At 37.0% G+C, this 17,482-nt stretch carries 13 protein-coding genes and 1 pseudogene; 7 read left to right on the plus strand and 7 right to left on the minus strand.

Features of this window, described 5'->3' with window-relative positions; genetic code table 11:
- Positions 1 to 3 precede the first annotated feature (3 nt).
- The 3 genes from ABD909_RS04460 (at position 4) to lpxK (ending at position 3,351) form a co-directional block, all read left to right on the plus strand.
- Complete coding sequence (locus ABD909_RS04460) at positions 4 to 240, plus strand: DUF4170 domain-containing protein (RefSeq protein ID WP_345096765.1); 237 nt, start codon at positions 4 to 6, stop codon at positions 238 to 240.
- A 778-nt stretch (positions 241 to 1,018) separates the two neighbouring features.
- Positions 1,019 to 2,329: a lipid IV(A) 3-deoxy-D-manno-octulosonic acid transferase gene (waaA, locus tag ABD909_RS04465; protein WP_345096878.1), complete on the plus strand. Its 1,311-nt coding sequence runs from the start codon at positions 1,019 to 1,021 to the stop codon at positions 2,327 to 2,329.
- Positions 2,330 to 2,331: 2 nt separating this feature from the next.
- Positions 2,332 to 3,351, plus strand: a complete 1,020-nt coding sequence (gene lpxK / locus ABD909_RS04470) for a tetraacyldisaccharide 4'-kinase (protein ID WP_345096766.1) — start codon at positions 2,332 to 2,334, stop codon at positions 3,349 to 3,351.
- 27 nt (positions 3,352 to 3,378) lie between these two features.
- On the opposite strand, the gene ABD909_RS04475 is transcribed toward lpxK, so the two are convergent.
- Together ABD909_RS04475 and mutL are read right to left on the minus strand one after the other, a co-directional pair.
- On the minus strand, positions 3,379 to 3,615 hold the full coding sequence (locus ABD909_RS04475; protein ID WP_345096767.1) for a DUF2093 domain-containing protein: 237 nt from the start codon (positions 3,613 to 3,615) through the stop codon (positions 3,379 to 3,381).
- 120 nt (positions 3,616 to 3,735) lie between these two features.
- Positions 3,736 to 5,574, minus strand: coding sequence for a DNA mismatch repair endonuclease MutL (mutL, locus tag ABD909_RS04480; protein WP_345096879.1), 1,839 nt, complete (start codon positions 5,572 to 5,574; stop codon positions 3,736 to 3,738).
- 287 nt (positions 5,575 to 5,861) lie between these two features.
- Between mutL and ABD909_RS04485 the strand changes: the two genes are divergently transcribed.
- From ABD909_RS04485 to ABD909_RS04495, 3 genes and pseudogenes are all read left to right on the plus strand, one after another.
- Complete coding sequence (locus ABD909_RS04485; protein ID WP_345096768.1) at positions 5,862 to 6,950, plus strand: 2'-deoxycytidine 5'-triphosphate deaminase; 1,089 nt, start codon at positions 5,862 to 5,864, stop codon at positions 6,948 to 6,950.
- Positions 6,951 to 7,770: 820 nt separating this feature from the next.
- Complete coding sequence (gene lldD, locus ABD909_RS04490) at positions 7,771 to 8,919, plus strand: FMN-dependent L-lactate dehydrogenase LldD (protein ID WP_345096769.1); 1,149 nt, start codon at positions 7,771 to 7,773, stop codon at positions 8,917 to 8,919.
- Between the two features lie 1,116 nt (positions 8,920 to 10,035).
- A pseudogene (locus ABD909_RS04495) lies at positions 10,036 to 10,155 on the plus strand (DUF4102 domain-containing protein); the annotation flags it as partial.
- 141 nt (positions 10,156 to 10,296) lie between these two features.
- Here ABD909_RS04495 and ABD909_RS04500 read toward each other — a convergent pair.
- The 3 genes from ABD909_RS04500 to ABD909_RS04510 all read right to left on the minus strand — a co-directional run bounded on the left by ABD909_RS04500 (position 10,297) and on the right by ABD909_RS04510 (position 12,940).
- Entirely contained in the window at positions 10,297 to 10,650 is a 354-nt protein-coding gene (locus ABD909_RS04500; RefSeq protein WP_345096880.1) for a hypothetical protein, read from the minus strand.
- A 351-nt stretch (positions 10,651 to 11,001) separates the two neighbouring features.
- Positions 11,002 to 11,559, minus strand: coding sequence for a 16S rRNA (guanine(966)-N(2))-methyltransferase RsmD (rsmD, locus tag ABD909_RS04505; protein ID WP_345096770.1), 558 nt, complete (start codon positions 11,557 to 11,559; stop codon positions 11,002 to 11,004).
- Complete coding sequence (locus ABD909_RS04510; RefSeq protein ID WP_345096771.1) at positions 11,540 to 12,940, minus strand: pseudouridine synthase; 1,401 nt, start codon at positions 12,938 to 12,940, stop codon at positions 11,540 to 11,542. The genes rsmD and ABD909_RS04510 overlap by 20 nt, the downstream gene beginning before the upstream one ends.
- Before the next feature lie 250 nt (positions 12,941 to 13,190).
- On the opposite strand from ABD909_RS04510, the gene ABD909_RS04515 reads away from it, so the two are divergent.
- Complete coding sequence (locus ABD909_RS04515; protein ID WP_345096772.1) at positions 13,191 to 13,637, plus strand: nucleoside deaminase; 447 nt, start codon at positions 13,191 to 13,193, stop codon at positions 13,635 to 13,637.
- 132 nt (positions 13,638 to 13,769) lie between these two features.
- Here ABD909_RS04515 and ABD909_RS04520 read toward each other — a convergent pair whose 3' ends face one another.
- Together ABD909_RS04520 and ileS are read right to left on the minus strand one after the other, a co-directional pair.
- Complete coding sequence (locus ABD909_RS04520; RefSeq protein WP_345096773.1) at positions 13,770 to 14,267, minus strand: hypothetical protein; 498 nt, start codon at positions 14,265 to 14,267, stop codon at positions 13,770 to 13,772.
- Positions 14,268 to 14,463: 196 nt separating this feature from the next.
- Positions 14,464 to 17,379, minus strand: coding sequence for an isoleucine--tRNA ligase (ileS, locus tag ABD909_RS04525; RefSeq protein WP_345096774.1), 2,916 nt, complete (start codon positions 17,377 to 17,379; stop codon positions 14,464 to 14,466).
- Positions 17,380 to 17,482: the final 103 nt, after the last annotated feature.

Consider the following 17,482-nt stretch of genomic DNA (forward strand, 5'->3'; position numbering starts at 1 on the left):
CCTATGATTGAAAACAGTGAGAAGAAACAATGCTTGTATCTTGTATTTGGTGGAGAATTAAAAAATCTCAATAGCAACCATTTTAAAAATATTGATGATTTAGATGTTGTCGGTATTTTTCCAGATTACCAATCTGCTCAAGAAGTATGGCAAGCAAAAGCACAAAGCAGTGTAGACAATGCATTACAACGTTACTACATCTTAGACTTGCATCGCCTTCTTGATTCTGAAAATGCGTAATAAAATTTGAATATTCGATCATTATTTTTTTTAATCAGATAAATATATAGAAAGATTGATTTTTTTAACTTCAATAGTAAAAATTAAGTGAAAATATTCGCAAAAAAATATGTATTTTCATGTGCGTTTAGGGAAGAAATCAATATTCACTCATAAAAACATGGCTTTTATAGCTTATTTATATTTTGCTGATAAGATAAAGGGGCAATTGATAATCTTAAATAATGTTTAAAGGAATAAAGCGTTTATAATCTCTTTTTTGTCACTTTTTTATAGGAATGATATACTATAAAATTCTTTCTTCATTCTCAAAATGAAAGGGTTATTGCGTTATTTTTTGTTTATTCATTCAGAAATGGACGTGCTTTTTGGCAAAAAAGCTAAAAATTAAATTTGTTTATGATTTGTGAAATACTTTCCCTATGGAATATGAGAGCTTTTAAAGCACATAATGCACGCGATTTTAAAATATTATCATTGTGGATATAAAAGCGTATAAAATGAGAAATAATTATTTTATTAGCCAAATTATTTATCTGCTCTATCATATTTTGTATACATGCATTTTCATCGGAGAAGCTTCTTGAAAAAACATGATATAGAACTGCGTTTCTGCTTACCAAATCATTCTCTATAAATGAGGCACTTTTTATTCCATAAAATATGAGAGATATCTCACTTATTCGATAAAAAACAATCTATACAATAAACAGAGGTGGTGAATTATTTAATAGAAAAAGTTTACAAACATCTCACAATAGATGAATGGAGTAGTTTTATAATGGAACTAAAGGCACAAACAGCTTTTTTAATCTATAGGATGATTGGTTTTTGTTTACGTCCTGTTGTACCTTTTTATTTGTTTTTTCGTACTATTCGTGGAAAAGAAGAGCGTGGACGCCAAAAAGAACGTTTGGGTAAGAGCCGTATAGCACGACCTAAAAAACCGCTCATTTGGTTGCATGCAGCCAGTGTTGGAGAAACACTTGCTCTTATTCCGCTTATTGATTACATTTTATCTTTGAAAATCAGTGTATTGTTGACAACCTGTACTGTAACATCCTCTTCTCTTGTGAGAAAAAAATTTGGTAATCGGTTAATTCATCAATATGCTCCATTGGATTTAGATTTGGCAGTACGCCGTTTTCTTAATCATTGGAAACCTGACTTAGCATTGATTTGTGAATCAGAGATTTGGCCTCTGCGTATCAAAGAACTTGCTAAAATGCATATTCCACAAATTTTGGTTAATGCTCATATGTCTAAACATTCTTTTAAAGCTTGGCAAAAACACCCTGTTCTTGCCAATTATATTTTTAAGCATATTGATCTGGCTATTGGTCAAAACGACAGAGATGTCACTTATTACCATGCTCTTGGAGTAAAATCTGTTGTGCTTTCTGGTAATCTTAAAGCCGATGTTGTACCAGTTGAAGATCAAACATTACTTACACATTACCGTAATGCTATCGGTAACCGTCCAGTTTGGGCTGCTATTTCTACTCATGACGGAGAAGAAGAAATCGCTTTTGAAGTCCATAGAATTCTTAAAGATTATTTGCCAGATTTATTGACAATCATTGTGCCCCGTCATCCTGAACGCTTAGAAGATCTTATCAAAAAGTGCAACAATAAGAATTTGCGTTTTGTTCGTAGAAGCAGCAATGCTGTTCCAGATACAAATACAGACATTTTGTGGGGCGATACAATTGGGGAAATGGGGCTTTTTCTTCGCTTATCAAAAGCCTCTTTCATTGGGAAATCATTATGTGGCGATGGTGGACACAATCCATTGGAGTTGGCTTTGTTTGGTTCTGCTATTTTGACAGGACCTTATGTCTCAAATTTTCAAGAAATGTTTGAACAATTTTTAACACATGAAGCAGCATATATGATTCAAGATACAAAACAACTTGCTATTCAGGTGTATAAGCTTTTAACAGATGAAGTATTACGACAAGAAATGACTCATAAAGCCTATAAAGTTGCAACGAGTATGACGGGTGCACTCGAGCGTACATTACAAATTCTTGAGCCATTTTTACAACCCCTTGTCATACAAACAGGTTTGAATCAGCAGCGAGGATAGCTATGCACATGAGTGCACCGCATTTTTGGTGGAAAAGTAACAGCTTTCTGCGTATTCTGTTAACCCCAGTTTCGTGGGTTTATGGTTATTTTGCGCATCGCCGCATGACAACCCCCCCCCCCATTATTGATCTTCCTGTTTTGTGCATTGGCAATTTTACATGTGGTGGTGCTGGTAAAACGCCTGTTGTCATTGCTTTTGCCCAAACGGCTAAAGAGCTTGGTTTCGTGCCTGGTGTTGTCTCACGTGGATATGGCGGATCCATTAAAAAAGTGCATATTGTCAATGAGAAATATGATCATGCGCGCGAGGTTGGAGATGAAGCACTTTTACTTGCACAGCATGCTGTTGTTGCCATATCAGCTGATCGTTATGCTGCAGCACAAAAGCTTAAACAAGAAGGATGTAATCTGATTTTAATGGATGACGGATTTCAAAGCCGCCGCCTTTACATAGACTATGCATTGCTTGTTGTGGATGCAATGCATGGTCTTGGTAATGGAGCTGTTTTTCCAGCAGGACCGTTGCGCGCACCCTTTAAAACACAGCTTTCTCTCACAGACAGTGTTTTATTGATTGGTCACCTGGATGCGTGTGATAAAATTGATTTTCTTATCACGCATACTGGAAAGACTTTGCATCATGCACAGCTTAAATCATTCGCATCTGATAAGATTGCAGAAAAATCATTTTTGGCATTTGCAGGTATTGGTAATCCAAATAAATTTTTTAAATCCATTAAAGATCTTTCTGGTCATGTCGTACAAACTTACTCTTATCCTGATCATTATTTTTTTTCCGATACAGATTTAAAAAATCTTGTCCAAAAAGCTGAAAGGCAAAATTTATGGCTCGCTACAACTGCTAAGGATTATACACGTATACAAACAAGCCACCTGCAAAAAGACTTAAAAAATCTGATTGTATTTGATGTTAAAGTCGATTTTGTTCAAAAAGATTTTTGCCACATGCTGCTTGAAGAAGTCATGGCCCGCTTTAAAGAACGCCAACATCTTCTTTAAAAAACCAAATTTATAATTTTTGATCGGTTACTTTTTTTGTGTTTTTAACAATTCACTGAGATATGGGTTACATTCAAGCTCACGATGATAGGAAATTTCACAACTCGCATATGCTTCTTGGCGGTGATGATTCCAATATTTTAAATCGTCTATCGGGATTTTCTGTCCAGTGACAGCACAAAGAGTATAAGTCCCATATTCTACGATTTTATATCCATTATTGGTGTAATGAATTTTTGCTTCGCGTTCATCACTAGAAAACATTTTTTATACTCCCTTTCCATTTTTATGAGAGATTATACAAGTTAAAGTGCCATAAAATGCCTTATAAAGTCGAGAATGAATTAAAAAAATATTTTTTTTGCTAAAGTATTAAAGAGTCATTTATTTTCTACCAAAAAGCCTCTCTATATCCGTCAATTTAAGTTCAATATAAGTGGGACGCCCATGATTACACGTTCCTGTATTGGGTGTTGCTTCTATTTGTCGTAACAGCGCATTCATTTCTTCAGGATGCAAAAGGCGCCCTGAACGTATTGAACCATGACAAGCCATCGTCGCTGCAACATAGTCAAGCATTGCTTTTAAATTGTCTGTCGTATCATATTCAGCAGCTTCATCTGCAAGATCTTTAATGAGAGCTTGTACGTTGATCTCTCCTAATATAGAGGGTGTTTCACGCACAACAATTGCGCCGGGTCCAAATGCTTCTATTCCCAAACCAAATTTCTGTAAAGAATCTTTATGTGCTAAAAGGCATGTTGCATCTTCTTCAGAGAGTTCAATAATCTCAGGGATAAGTAACAACTGTGAAGGAAGTGGTTTAGAATACAGCGCATTCTTGAGTGCTTCATAAATTAAGCGTTCATGAGCAGCATGCTGATCTACGATAATTAAACTGTCTTGGGTTTGAGCGATAATGTAGTTCTTATGAATTTGTGCTCTGGCAGCACCTAATGGATAAGATAATTCTTCTGATGAAGATGTTGAGCTTTGAATGTAAGTATCACCGCTTGGTGTATTTAACCCCTCCATAAGAGGATTAGTATCTTCTTTTAAACCAAAAGAGCTGTTCATATCCAATGGTTGATGTACCATTGATGGAGAAGCAAAATGATGCGGCTGTAAACTGTAAGAAGAAGATAGGTCTGTATTTTTAAATTTTTTCAATGGCTGTTGTATTTGAAATGCAGCCAACATTGCTTCAGAACGCGTTAATGTAGGACGAACACCAGCTTGATGCAACGCTTCATGAATTGCTCCAATGATGAGCCCACGAATTAATCCCTGATCACGGAAACGTACATCGGCTTTGGTTGGGTGGACATTAACATCTACATCAGAGGGAGGCAGATCAATAAAAAGAATAGATACAGGATAACGATCCCGTGTCATAACATCAGCATAGGCGCCTCGAATTGCTCCAAAGAGAAATTTATCACGCACTGGGCGCCCATTCACATAAGCAAATTGATGAAGGCTATTACTACGGTTGAAGGATGGTAAACAAGTAAATCCAGTCAAATGAACAGATTCGCGTTCAGCATTCAGTGCGATACTATTGGCAGCAAATTCTTTCCCTATAATTTGTGTAATACGATGCAATTGTCCTTGGGTATTATTTTCTGTAGCAGGAAGTTCCATAGAAGTTCTGTCTGCACCTGAAAGAGAAAAACGAATATGCGGAAATGCGATAGCAATTCGCTTAACCATATCGGTAATAGCATTCGTCTCAGCACGATCCGTTTTCATAAATTTTAGCCGTGCTGGCGTGACAAAAAAAAGGTCACGAACTTCAACAATTGTCCCAAGATTAGCAGCAGCCGGCTTGGGGCCAACAATTTTTCCTGCTGTAACAATAATTTCAGCAGCGCTCTCAGCATCCTGCGTTCGTGAAATGAGTTTCAGTTTAGCAACAGAACCAATAGAAGGCAAAGCTTCTCCTCTAAAGCCTAAGAAGCAGATATTGTGCACATCATCAGTAATTTTTGAAGTACAATGGCGAGAAACAGCTAATATTAACTGATCTGCTGGAATACCATAGCCGTTATCACTCACCTTTATAAAATTTTTCCCACCATTTGCTGTAATAATTTCAATTCGTGTTGCTCCAGCATCAATGGCATTTTCAACAAGTTCTTTGACAACATTCGCTGGCCGCTCAATAACTTCACCGGCAGCAATTTGATTAATAATATTCTCGCTAAGATGGCGTATGGTCATCATAAATTCTAACAAGATTCCTAAGGATTCTAGATTTGAATTATGATAACATTATTTGTGCAACATTCAAGAATGAGAATATGTGTAAGGCCTTATGCTCAAAATAACTCTTCAGTAAACTTTCACAAAATATTGTAGCAAGATAATGTTTCATTGTTTGTTGCATTCTCTCATTAACTATAGCTGCAAATTAACAAGTGAATGATTTTTATTACTCTAAAATATCTTGCACTTACCAATCATCTGAGACAAAAAAAGAAACGGCGTAATAATGGAAGGCAAAATATATGGCGCGTATAAGTGGTATTTTAGCAGATAATGATATACAAGCTTTAATTGATCATGGTATTCTCAAAGCTCTTCAGCCATTTAATGTAGCGCAAATACAACCCGCAAGTCTTGATCTTCGTTTAGGGGAAAAAGCTTATCGTATACGCGCTTCCTTTATGCCAGGAGCTGATATCAAAGTTTTGGATAAACTCGAACGGTTAAAATTGCACGAATTTGATTTGCGAGACGGAGCCGTTCTAGAAACAGGTTGTGTTTATATTGTTCCTCTTTTGGAAAACTTAGTTTTACCGGAAATTTTATCAGCGGTTGCCAATCCTAAAAGCTCTACTGGACGATTAGATATTTTTACCCGTGTCATTATAGATAATGCCCAGGAATTCGATAAAGTTTGTGCTGGTTATCATGGTCCACTCTATCTTGAAATTAGCCCACGAACATTTCCAATTTTGGTGCGTACCGGTTCTTGTTTATCTCAACTCCGATTTTGCAAGGGGCATAGTTATTTAAATGAGATTGAACTGCATACTCTCCATAGGAATGAAACACTGATATCTGATGATTTACCTAATATTAGTGCTGGTGGCATTGGGCTTTCTATTAATTTGAAAGGTGATGAAAACGGGCTTATAGGCTATCGTGGTAAACGTCATACAAGTGTTATTGATATCGATAAACGTGCTGTTGCAGACATTCTCAATTTTTGGGAACCTCTTTTTGATCGTGGTCAAAGAGAACTGATTCTTGATCCTGATGAATTTTATATTTTAGTTTCACGAGAAGCTGTCCATGTTCCTCCGCTTTATGCCGCTGAAATGACCCCTTTTGATCCCTTAGTTGGTGAATTTAGGGTGCATTATGCAGGCTTTTTTGACCCAGGTTTTGGGCATATGGAAGCAAATGGAAAAGGAGCAAAAGCGGTTTTGGAAGTACGCAGTCATGAAGTTCCATTTATCTTAGAGCATGGTCAAATGATCGGTCGTTTAATGTATGAACATATGCTCAATAGGCCATCAGCACTTTATGGACAGAATGCTGGATCACATTATCAAGCACAGGGATTAAAATTGTCTAAGCATTTTAAATGATTTATAATGCGATTCTTGTAAAATATTTGCAAACAGCCTATTTAAATAAAATCTCCCTGTATTTTATATAAAATTTTGTTAAAAGTAATATATCTTTCTTATGGAGTATTATCCTTTATTTTCTTAATATATTGCATCTTCGATTTAAATGCTATTTCAATAATTATGGTAATTATGCTTTTTATGTATCATAAAAATTATGATTAGAAAATAGCTTAAGTTAAAATGAAATTTTTCTGTTCATATATATTCAAATTTAAAATTCTTAAAAAACTAAGTAAATCAGCAACTGCAGATTTTGATGAGCAAAAAACCTGCAAAAGAAAGCATTTTAGATACGTATAACAATCTTGAGTTCGTTCTATTAATACGCTTTTTCATCTTGTTAGAGAACTTTCATTGCTATATTCAAGATTTAGCCCTATGATTTTTATAACGTGTCATGTGAGATATCTTTATAGTTTATATAGTATGGTGTTGCTTTAAAATAAGAAACAATAATTAAATAATCTCTCAAAGACTGTTGGTTACAGAAAAAATTTACGGCTTAATTCTTTATTCTGAGATATATTTTTATTAATAACAAATAACCTATGCGTTTGTAAATTATTGATTAATAATTAAGAATTATCAGTTCTTAAATCTGAAAAAGAACAATAAAATTATTGCTATTATCAATATATTTTTTTGGGCCGCAATCTTCATTTTCTACATATATTGAATGAAGTATTTTGAGAAAATGTCTAAAAAGAAAGGTGATTAATTCTTTATAAATTGTATGACGTTTCCGCTCTTCATTCAAAAATATTTGGTGCACTTCATGATTATTTCCTCAACATTTGATTACCGTAAAGCAGCAAAACATCGGCTTCCTCCTTTCCTTTTTCATTATATCGATGGTGGAGCTTATGCTGAAGAAACAATGCGACGTAATTGTACTGATCTTCAAGCACTTGCACTACGTCAAAGAATCCTGATGCAGATTGGTGAAGTTGATCTTTCAACCAAGATTTTTGATCAAAAATTCGATTTGCCGATTATACTTGCACCTGTTGGACTAACAGGTATGTATGCACGCCGTGGTGAGGTACAAGCCGCACGTGCAGCCGTTGCAAAAAGGATTCCTTTTACCCTCTCCTCAGTTTCAGTTTGTCCCATTGCAGAAGTGTACAAAGCAGTTGGTGATGCATTTTGGTTTCAACTTTATGTTCTCAAAGATCGTGGATTCATGCGTGATGCATTAGAGCGAGCTTGGGCATCTGGAATACACACATTGGTTTTTACAGTTGACATGCCAATTCTCGGTGCACGTTACCGTGATGCGCATTCAGGAATGTCTGGGCCTTATGCTGGGTTACGCCGTATTTTTCAAGCTTTGACCCATCCTCATTGGGCTTGGAATGTTGGTATTATGGGGCGTCCACATGATCTTGGCAATGTTTCTACCTATTTGCAAAAGAAGATTGCATTAGATGATTATGTTGGTTGGATTGGAGCAAATTTTGACCCATCAATTAGTTGGCGTGATTTGCAATGGATTCGAAATTTCTGGAAGGGAAAAATGATTCTGAAAGGCATTCTTGATCCAGAAGATGCACGAGAAGCAGTACAGTTTGGTGCTGATGGTATTGTTGTTTCTAATCATGGTGGACGCCAACTTGATGGTGTCTTATCAACGGCACGGGCATTGCCAGCAATTGCCGAAGCCGTAAAGAATGATTTGGTTATTATAGGGGATTCTGGTGTGCGTTCTGGTCTTGATGTTGTACGTATGATAGCACAAGGTGCAGATGCTGTTATGATTGGTCGTGCCTTTATTTATGCGCTTGCAGCAGCAGGTGAGAAAGGCGTTACTCACTTGCTTGATCTTTTCGCAAGTGAAATGCGGGTAGCCATGACACTGACCGGTGCCAAGATACTTAAAGAAATTACATGCGAAAGTTTAGTGAATAAAAATGGCTCTAAGTAATGAAATTTTATAATGCTTTTAGAAAAAGAAATCCTTTTTTATAGAGATACATATTTATATATTTCACAGATATTTTGACAGTTAACCTTCAATAGAAAAAGCCAAAATTTTTCTCCATAAAACGATAGAAAATATCCTATAACTACAATAATAATAAAGAAAAAAACTTAATAATCATGAACACAGAGCATAAATAACACTGCAGACAGCTTTCATTTACTTTGTTAAAAGCGTATTCTAAAGATAAAAAAGAACAAGCGCTGATATTAAAAGCAAAAAATTGTTTATATAGAAAAAATAGATATAAGTAATGCTGTGAGCATTTTCCCCTCCTATTTATAAAAACGTTTAAAATATAATACGTTAATTAATTTTCTTCCGTATTAGAATAAAAAAGTAAATTTATAACTATCATTTAATTCCACTTCAATATACAAAATCTATATAGTACATAATTAATTTTATTTTAAATAATCAAGATATATTATTAATCTATAATCATAATAAAAAACGAAATATATTCCATATAATAGCTACAGATGTATGTTAACTTTATTGAATAATATATTATATGGAATATAATATTATATTTTATAGAATACATTTTTAAATAATGAAAAAATACAATATAATATCTTTTAAAAAATGCTTTCACTAAAAGCAAGATAACGCAATTTAATATGCTTATCTGCTTTATTCTCTTGCATTGTCAATGAGTTATGATTATTTTGCACAGGCAAACGCATGAGAGGGTAGTTTCATATTTTTTATACATTATATCAATGCTAACATAGTTTTCGTTATACTTTCTCGACTTATTCCATAATTTGCCAAAATATCCTATTGGCTTCCATTACAGATTGGCTCATCTTGTATTCCTAATGATACAAATTTACAAACAATATTCTGTTCCATGAGTAATTTTGCTATTGTTCTCAAAGAAACAAGATATTGATTATAATGATAATTTATCGTTATTCATATTGAATGAGAGCCCCGAATAACGTAAGATTCTCTCATTTCAAGTCTGCTTATCTTGAATCAATCAAAATTACTCGCTTGCACATAACAAGCAGGATGAGTGTGTGGGTAAAATTATATAAGAAAGAACTAAAAATGGCTCTTATGAACTATCTTAATGCTAGAGCTGTCGCAACATTGGAGGCTGGTAAATATAATGATGGTGCCTGCTTGCTTCTTCACAAACGTAAAGATGGAGGTGCTCAATGGATTTATTGACTATAAGAAGGCTCAAAAGCCTGTTGATATTTTATCCAACATGTAGGACTAAATTGAGATGGTTAATTAAGGGAACAATCCCGCACTGACATGGGTACACATGAATGTGAGGATCGTACTTTCCATCAACAGCAAGACTTAAGGTTGATATTTACGGCTATTTTTGTACTTTTTACAAAACGGGCTGTTTAAGCGCTTCTTGACACTTCTCTGTGGGATGACAGCATCTGGACAACAAATCGGAAGGTTTTCTTCTTTAAACGTATAACACCATCCCCCTTCATGTTCATCTTTATAGTCGAATCCTGATTGAATCATGCAAGCATAAATTGTTGCATCCTCATTAACACTAAGCTCTCTGTTTTCTGAATCTTCACCATAAGGAGTTGGCATTCCACATTCCAATAGGGCTTTTCCTACTTCAGTAAAATCAGCTCTTGGCTTCTCCCACATGTATATATACCCTGGAGGAGGCTTATCGATGTTTTCAATACCACATCAAGCTATGTTCAACAAAACGAGCTCGCTTAATAGTTTTAAGATGTATTTCATTCCCCCCCTGATTTAATTGAAGATATTTCTCGGCAATGCTTATAAAGAATCTCCATAAGAAGATCTACAGGCTTTATCCGCATGACCATAACAAGCGTGGACAGTAGGATAAGTCGTAAATATTCTCCATGCCTCATTAGAGGAATTACGTAAAAAAATATACATACAGATAAGAAATACTATATTGGTAAGAAACTACTATAAACTAATATAGCAAATATTCTATAAAAAACTGGTATAAGATAATTTCTGTTACCCCAGATAAAAACAAGAACTTCCTTAAGCCTGGCGTTATGAACGCAATTTATAAAGAAGGATTGCTGTCTCACCATAAAAACGCTCATCATCGAGACAAAATATCTCAGGCAAATGAATCATGGCACCTTTCTTTTCTTCAAGTACAAAAAGTGTATCAACTTTTGCCCACCCTCCTTGCAACGCTTCCACAAAAGCACGCTCTCCTAAACAATGGCCATAGGGAGGATCTGCACAAATAACATCAAATGGAAGCATTGTGCCAATATTGCCAAGTTTTGTTGCATCGCGACGCAAAATACGCCCCCTTGATTGCAAGTCAAAAGCTTCAATATTTTTTTGTATCAGTCCACGTCCCTCAACAGAGTTTTCAACAAAAACAGCGGCTTTTGCACCACGTGACAGAGCCTCTATACCTACAGCACCAGTGCCAGCAAACAGGTCAAGAACACGTTTATTGGTCCAAAATTGTTCTTCTCGGCTCGCAAGAATATTGAAAAGGCTCTCGCGTGTACGATCACTCGTTGGACGAATAGTCTGTCCTACGGGTGCAAACAAAACACGCCCAGCAAATTTACCGCCGACGATCCGCACGCGATCCTCCAAATCTCTTCACTATTTTTGCCTCACCACCATACGCTTTAGATTTTTTTATACCCCCATCAAATGATTTCCCTCTTTTTTTATTCTTAAAAGAACGCTCATCATGACCATCTTTCATAACCTTTTCTTCTTTCTTTAAAAAACGCTCTTTTTTGCCATCAAAACGCGTCTCAGCAAAAGACTTTTTACCACGTTTTGGATCAAAACGAGTATCCCTTTCTTGCCGCAACGGAACATCTGAAGGCTTTTCCTTCGCTTTATAGAAAGATCTTTGATCTGCTAAATTGCTCTTATGTTCATGAGAGAACTTTTCACTATAAGCAGACTTCTTACGCGCACTTTGTGGACGGGCACCAGGAGCCATCCAAACATTAGAACGGCGTGAACGCGGCAATAAACGCTCTGCTTTTCCATCCTCACTCTTATCTTTACGCATAAATTTTTCATCAGACTTTGTACCCAATTGCGATTGATTGCGTTTTGCAGATCCGCCTTGCTGTCTACGCTGTACACCACTCCCACTTGAAAAAAACCAACCATCATTGATAGCAAAATTTTTACCACTTTGTTTTTCCACAACAACCGTAGAATGTGAAAAAGGTTTCAGAATAGGAGCATCAAAATTTGCATTGGCTTGTATAATTAAACGCTCCCCTAATTGTTCACGTAACATGCGCCCTTTTATCTCACGAATAGCTCCTTCTGCTAAATCAGAGAGCTGAAATGGACCATAAGAAATACGAATTAAACGATTAACTGATAATCCTAATGCTCCAAGAACCTTCTTTATTTCACGATTTTTTCCTTCACGTAAAGCGACAGAAAGCCACATATTTGTTCCCTGCTCACGTTCAATCGATGCTTCAATCGAACCATAGAAAATACCATCAACCGCAATGCCATTTTTAAGGTTATCAAGTGCACTCTGTTTTACTTTTCCATGCGCACGAACCCGATATTTGCGCACCCATCCTGTTAAAGGCAACTCTAATACACGCGCTAAACCACCATCATTGGTTAACAGCAAAAGCCCTTCTGTATTCATATCAAGTCTGCCTACAGAAAGAACACGAGGCATGCCTTTTGGTAAATTGCTAAATACTGTCGGTCTACCTTCAGGATCACGGTTGGTGGTGACAAACCCTGCTGGCTTATGGTAAAGCCATAGCCGTGTTCGTTCTATGGGAGGCAAAAGTTTGCCATCAACTTTAATAACATCAGAGAGAGTAACATTCAAAGCAGGTGTCGTCACAACTTTACTATTAACCACAACCCGACCTGCAACAATCATCATTTCTGCATCGCGACGCGAAGCAACACCTGAACGTGCTAATCTTTTAGCAATTCGCTCACTCTCATTGTTTTCACTCATTTGCTCTTTACACCAATCTCTGCCAATACTTTTAAAAAATCATCACCCCATACCATACCGCTTATCCTGAAAAGGAGGAGTAACACAATCATTTATCATTTTCTATCCTTTAACAGTAATTATATACCTGTTTCCTTACAAGGTTATTGCAACATTCAAAAAAACTATGCTCCTTATAATACTCCCCTTATAATACTCCTATGTGTGGAGAAGCTTGTCACCTCCCCTACACTTTAGTAGAAAGAATTCTATGATTTTGACTCCCATGGAAACAGCCCTCTTAGAAGCACAATGGGCAAAGGAAAAAGATGAAGTCCCTGTAGGTGCCGTTATTACTCGCGGCAAAACAATCATTGCGCGCGCTGGTAATTATATAAAAGCCGCATATGATCCTACAGGACACGCAGAAATGCGTGTTATCCGTAGAGCTTGCGAGGCACTTCAAAGTGAAAGACTTCCTGATTGCGACTTATATGTTACCCTTGAACCTTGTGCAATGTGTGCCGCAGCGATTTCATTTGCACGTATACGGCGCCTCTATTATGCAGCAAGCGATCCCAAAGGAGGTGCTATTGAATATGGCTCACGCTTTTATCAGCAATCAACCTGTCATCACAAACCTGAAATCTATGCTGGTTTTAAAGAAAAAGAAGCAGCCCAATTGCTTAAAGATTTTTTTGCACAAAAACGGTATTAAAAAATTCCTTTTCTTACCTCTAACACCTATCTTTTAACAATATGAGAAATCCTTTAAAAATTAAGAGCTCCTCTTTTTATCTAAACGCGTTTTCAGAGCATTTTTTCTAACATTCTTTTAATGTTTTTCTTCTTACTTACCGGCAGGTGCAATCTTTGCTGGTTGACGGTAACTCAAAGGTGGCTCAGTAAGATAGCGACGATACTTTGCACTCCCCACTCGTGCACTCTGGCGACGTAAATATTCCTGCCGTTGCTTTGCATGCAACCGTGAAATATTGTCTGAACTATCAGCATTGGTATACGCATTAACTGATGATTGTTTTTTGGGCAAATTAGAAACCCTGCTACTATCAGAATGTTGCTTTGATGCTGCTACATCTTGCTGCGGCAATGGCAAAACTAAGCGTGAACCAGACTTCGGTATCACAAGTTTTGGATGAGGTTTCATAACAAGCTGACTATTATTATTTGTCGATGTAAACGAAGCAAGATTAGCAACATCTTCAAAAAACTGTAATGAAACTGATTTATCTGTACCATAGGTAGGAGCGGACATGCCGCATCCTGTTAACATAAAGCATATACCCAAAATGCTTGCCGGAAATATTTTTACTTCACACCTTTTCATTGCTCATCCCATTTTCCTCAGTATATGGCTCATCGATCTTCCTGTATTTATTGGAGATCTGTTCCACACACAAACTCACCCCCACGGAAAACAACAAACTTCCTCACTATCATAAAAGATTATAAGCATCAATGACAGAATTTAAACCGCAACAATGCTCCTTATAAAACTATATTTTCCCTTTTAATGTAAAATGTCAAAGCTTTCCAAGCATTTGTAATTCCCGCAAGACAGCTGCATCACGAGCAGATACATCAGGATAAGCCGGATCACTCCCAACATCTTGTGTATAACGCCATGACCTCGCACATTTTTTTCCTAATGCCTTTTCCGAATACACACCTACACCTTCCACATCACTCAGAGTAAAAGCATCTGCTGGTGGTGGATCCTGTTTAATTGTTAGGGCACTGGTAATACAAATTTCCGCCATATCTAAATTTTCTAATGCCTCCAGTAAAGTGGGATTAGAAATAAAAACAACAGGTGCGGCTTCTAAAGATGATCCAATACGTTTATCTGCTCGTTCGAGCTCTAAAGCACCTGTCACAACTTTACGAACCTGCCGAATTTTTTTCCAACGTTCAGCCAAAGCTTCATTCTGCCATTCCTCTTGTGCTGGATGAAATTGTTCTAAATGCACCGACTGGCTTTCTGGGTAACGCTCTAACCACGCTTCTTCCATCGTAAAAGGTAACATTGGAGCAAGCCATGTTACCATTCGTTCAAAAATCTCCCGAACAACCTGCAAGGAAGCTTTACGTTTTTGTGATGAAGGCGCATCACAATAAAGAGAATCTTTGCGTATATCAAAATAAAATGCTGATAACTCAATGATTGAAAAATCTAATAATGCGCGCATAATCTTTTTAAAATCAAATGCATCATAGGCTCGATTAACCAATCGATCAAGTTCAAAAAGTCGATGTAAGATAAGTTTCTCAAGATCTGGAAGTGCACAATAAGGTATTTCTTCTCCATCATCATGCGCTAAAGTTCCAAGCATCCAACGAATTGCATTGCGTAGTTTACGATAGGAATCCACATTGGTTTGAAGGATTTTTTTGCCTAAACGCTGATCTTCCCAATAATCAGTTGTCATGACCCAGAGACGAAAAATATCAGCACCAGATGTCTTAATAATCTCTTGGGGGACCACTGTATTGCCTAAAGACTTAGACATTTTCTTGCCATTTTCATCCAAAGTAAAACCGTGTGTAATCACCGTCTTATAAGGAGGATAAGCGCGCGTACCACAGCTTTCTAAAAGAGAAGATTGGAACCACCCACGATGTTGATCAGACCCTTCAAAATAAACATCAGCAGGCCATTTTAAATCAGCCCGATCTTCTAGTACAAAACTATGGCTCGCTCCAGAATCAAACCAAACATCAAGAATATCATGAACCTGAACCCAAGGCTCATACGCACGATCACCTAAAAAACGCTCACGTGCTCCTTCAGCAAACCATGCATCCGCCCCTTCTGCTTCAAAAGCCTGTAAAATACGCTCATTCACGCCCTCATCTTTCAGGACAACACCATCTTCATTAGCAAAAATACAAATAGGAACACCCCAAGAACGCTGACGAGAAAGAACCCAATCAGGACGCTCTGCTATCATAGAAGCTAAACGATTTTGACCAGAAGAAGGTACAAAACACGTCATCGAAACAGCTTCCAAAGCACGACTGCGTAAAGTTGAACCATCTCCCAAATCTTTATCCATTGCAATAAACCATTGTGGTGTATTACGGAAAATAACCGGTTTTTTTGAACGCCAACTGTGGGGATAAGAATGCTTTAAACGACCACGTGCAAACAACCTATCTCCTTTTATTAAAGCATTAATAACCTCTTTATTGGCATCCCCCATTTTTCCATTATCATCAATCACGCGTGCTGGTCCCCCTTCCCGATCTGGACCAAAACCAGGAACATCCTTCGTATAAAAACCAGCATCATCAACAGGAAACGGTATAGATGGATCAATACCCATCTGCTCTAAGAAAGATTTATAATTATTCCAAATTTCAAAGTCTTCACGCCCATGGCTTGGTGCTGTGTGAACAAAGCCTGTACCAGCACTCTCTGTAACATGCGAGCCATCAAGCAGTGCAATCTTATAGTTATACCCTCCAGCAAAACCTTTTAATGGATGAGAAAGAACAAGCGTTTTCAGCTCGTCAGCAGAAACAACACGCAAACGCTTTAAAATAAGTTTTGCTTTTTCTGCACAATTTATGGCCAACGCATCAGCAAAAATAAGTTTTTCTCCCACTTTAGGACCAAAATCATTTTCTGCACTTTCAACTTCATACACACCATAAGAAATCTGCGAAGAATAACTCACCGCACGATTCCCTGGAATTGTCCACGGAGTTGTTGTCCAAATCACGACATAAGCGTCATATAAATCGCTAGAATCTGTTTCAAAAACAGGAAACTTAACCCAGATAACCTCCGATTCATGATCATGATATTCAATCTCTGCTTCTGCTAAAGCTGTACGTTCAACAACAGACCACATTACAGGCTTTGAACCACGATAAATCTGATCTGACAAAGCAAATTTCATCAGTTCACCAGCAATACGTGCTTCTGCACGAAAAGCCATTGTGGTATAGGGTGTGTTAAAATCTCCAATAACGCCAAGGCGTTTAAATTCTTCACTTTGAACAGCTATCCAATGCTGTGCAAATTCACGGCATTCTTGCCGAAATTCATTAAGGGGTACATCATCCTTATTTTTCCCTTGTGCACGATATTTTTCTTCAATTTTCCATTCAATCGGAAGCCCATGACAATCCCAACCAGGAACATAATTTGCGTTAAAACCGCGCATTTGAAATGAACGAACAATCACATCTTTTAATACTTTATTCAAAGCATGACCGATATGAATATGACCATTTGCATAAGGTGGTCCATCATGGAGAATGTAAAGTGGTCGGTCTTTTGCTTGTTGGCGCAATTGCGCGTAAAGCCTCATATCTTCCCACCGCCCCATTAATTCAAGCTCCTTTTGCGGCAGCCCCGCACGCATAGGAAAATTTGTTTGTGGTAGATGAAGCGTTTTTGAATAATCTATTGTTTCATTTTTCACAGTCATTGTGAAATATCCCTGTCCACTTTTACGATTTTATTTTTGCATAACTTCCCTGAACCCTGCAACTCTGGTTTTTTATCTATAGGGAAAGCCGAGCTTATCATTC

The organism is Bartonella acomydis, assembly GCF_039543025.1.
In the GTDB taxonomy this organism is placed as follows: Bacteria; Pseudomonadota; Alphaproteobacteria; order Rhizobiales; family Rhizobiaceae; genus Bartonella; species Bartonella acomydis.

Excerpts from the sequence above, each read along its gene's own strand:
- ABD909_RS04475 (WP_345096767.1), bottom strand. The coding sequence starts at position 3,615 with ATGTTTTCTAGTGATGAACGCGAAGCAAAAATTCATTACACCAATAAT.
- ABD909_RS04460 (WP_345096765.1), top strand. The coding sequence starts at position 4 with ATGATTGAAAACAGTGAGAAGAAACAATGCTTGTATCTTGTATTTGGT.
- lldD (WP_345096769.1), top strand. The coding sequence starts at position 7,771 with ATGATTATTTCCTCAACATTTGATTACCGTAAAGCAGCAAAACATCGG.
- ABD909_RS04520 (WP_345096773.1), bottom strand. The coding sequence starts at position 14,267 with ATGAAAAGGTGTGAAGTAAAAATATTTCCGGCAAGCATTTTGGGTATA.
- ABD909_RS04515 (WP_345096772.1), top strand. The coding sequence starts at position 13,191 with ATGATTTTGACTCCCATGGAAACAGCCCTCTTAGAAGCACAATGGGCA.
- mutL (WP_345096879.1), bottom strand. The coding sequence starts at position 5,574 with ATGACCATACGCCATCTTAGCGAGAATATTATTAATCAAATTGCTGCC.
- ABD909_RS04485 (WP_345096768.1), top strand. The coding sequence starts at position 5,862 with ATGGCGCGTATAAGTGGTATTTTAGCAGATAATGATATACAAGCTTTA.
- lpxK (WP_345096766.1), top strand. The coding sequence starts at position 2,332 with ATGCACATGAGTGCACCGCATTTTTGGTGGAAAAGTAACAGCTTTCTG.
- ABD909_RS04510 (WP_345096771.1), bottom strand. The coding sequence starts at position 12,940 with ATGAGTGAAAACAATGAGAGTGAGCGAATTGCTAAAAGATTAGCACGT.
- ileS (WP_345096774.1), bottom strand. The coding sequence starts at position 17,379 with ATGACTGTGAAAAATGAAACAATAGATTATTCAAAAACGCTTCATCTA.